This window comes from Pseudarthrobacter sp. NKDBFgelt (assembly GCF_046097905.1).
GTDB classification, from domain to species: Bacteria; Actinomycetota; Actinomycetes; order Actinomycetales; family Micrococcaceae; genus Arthrobacter; species Arthrobacter polychromogenes.
On the sequence record NZ_JBJURL010000161.1, the window covers coordinates 1 to 1,954 of the forward strand.

Annotated in this window: 2 protein-coding genes; both read right to left on the reverse strand. The window is 67.7% G+C overall.

The window, feature by feature from the left end; genetic code table 11:
* Nucleotides 1–128: 128 nt before the first annotated feature.
* Nucleotides 129–1,568, reverse strand: coding sequence for an aspartate ammonia-lyase (locus ACKAE7_RS20830; RefSeq protein ID WP_188810916.1), 1,440 nt, complete (start codon nt 1,566–1,568; stop codon nt 129–131).
* A 6-nt stretch (nt 1,569–1,574) separates the two neighbouring features.
* A partial coding sequence (locus ACKAE7_RS20835; protein WP_408980202.1) for an asparaginase occupies nt 1,575–1,954 on the reverse strand: 380 nt, incomplete at its 5' end.

Consider the following 1,954-nt stretch of genomic DNA (forward strand, 5'->3'; position numbering starts at 1 on the left):
TTGTGGTAGCCCTGGTCCTCGGCATGCAACGCCGACTCAGAAGCATGGGCATGACCGCCGTCGATCACGTGGTCAGGGAGCGTGGAATTAGACATGGGGGTCCTAGGGGTATCCGTTGGCATGGGGGATTACTTGCTCAGGTTGGCGAGGCGCTCAGGGCTGAGGAGTTCCTGGAGCTGGGTGTTGGTGAGGAGTCCGTGTTCCAGGACGAGTTCGGCCACGCCCTTGCCGGTTGCCAGTGCTTCCTTGGCGATGGCGGTGGCGGTGGCGTAGCCCAGATGGGGATTGAGGGCAGTGACCAGGCCGATTGACTGCTCCACTGTGCGGCGCAGGTGCTCGGTGTTCGCGGTGATGCCCCGGATGCAGCGCGCCGTGAGGGTGCGGCAGGCTGCTTCCAGGTGGGAGATGCTCTTGTGGAGGCTGTGGACGATGACCGGCTCGAACGCGTTCAGCTGGAGCTGCCCGGCTTCGGCCGCCATGGTGATGGTGACGTCGTTGCCGATGACCTCGTAGGCCACCTGGCTGACCACTTCCGGGATCACCGGGTTGATCTTGCCGGGCATGATGGACGAGCCGGACTGGACGGCCGGCAGGTTGATTTCGCCGAAGCCGGCGCGCGGTCCGGAGGAGAGCAGGCGAAGGTCGTTGCAGATCTTGGAGAGCTTCACGGCCACCCGCTTGAGCACGCCGGACAGGTGCACGAAGGCGCCAACGTCCTGGGTGGCTTCGATCAGGTCCGGCGCGGTCACCAGCGGCAGGCCGGTCACTTCGGCGAGGTGCCGGCAGGCAGCTTCCGCGTAGCCCGCGGGGGCGTTCAGGCCGGTGCCGATGGCGGTGGCGCCGAGGTTGATCTCGTGGATGAGCAGATCTGCTTCAGCCAGGCGGAGCCGGTCCTCGCCGATGGTGATGGCGTAGCTGCCGAACTCCTGGCCCAGGGTCATGGGTACCGCGTCCTGCAGCTGGGTACGCCCCATCTTCACCACCGTGCGGAATTCCAGCGCCTTGGCTGCGCAGGCTTCCTCCAGTTCGGCCAGCGCCTCCAGCAGTTCCCGCGCGGCGAAGATGGTGCCCAGCTTCACCGCGGTGGGGTAGACATCGTTGGTGGACTGGCTGAGGTTCACATGGTCGTTGGGGTGCAGTCGGGCGTAGTCGCCCTTGGGGTGGCCAAGGATTTCGAGGGCGCGGTTGGCAATGACCTCGTTGGCGTTCATGTTCGACGACGTCCCGGCACCGCCCTGGATGACGTCCACCACGAACTGGTCGGCGAGCTTGCCGTCGAGTACGTCCTGGCAGGCCTGCTCAATGGCGTCCGAGCGTTCCGCGTCCAGCAGGCCCAGTTCCCGGTTGGTGCGGGCGGCGGCCAGCTTGACCGCAGCGAGGCCGCGGACCAGGTGCATGTTGGAGGACAGCTTCTGGCCGGTGATGGGGAAGTTCTCCACGGCCCGGAGCGTGTGCACACCCCAGTAGGCGCCGGCGGGGATGTCGCGGTCGCCGAGCAGGTCGTGCTCGGACCGGGTGTGCGCAGGTGTGGTTGCAGCTGCGGAGGCGGGGGTATCGATGATGGTCATGTGTCCTTACAGGGCTTCGTTGACGGGTGCGGACGGGAAAGTGTGGGTCAGGAAATCGGTGGCCTGCAGCAGGCCCACGTGCTGGCCGCCGCCCAGGACGGGCGCCGTTCCAATGCCGGCGAGCGGGGCGGTGTCCACGCCCAGCGCCTCCAGCAGCTTGACGGTGGCGGGCATCCGGGCGCGGTCGCCGCCGTCGGAAATCTTCACGGCTGCCGAGCGGCCGTCCGCAAGGCCCACCAGCTGGACGCCTTCAAAGCCGTCCTTCGCCACCGCGCCCGGGAGCAGGCGCATCAGCTCGGTGACGTCACGGCCTTCCCCGGCCACCATGTCCGGGTGCTGCTGCATGGCGAGGCCGACGGCGGCTTCCGCGCCGAGCGGGGCCGGCC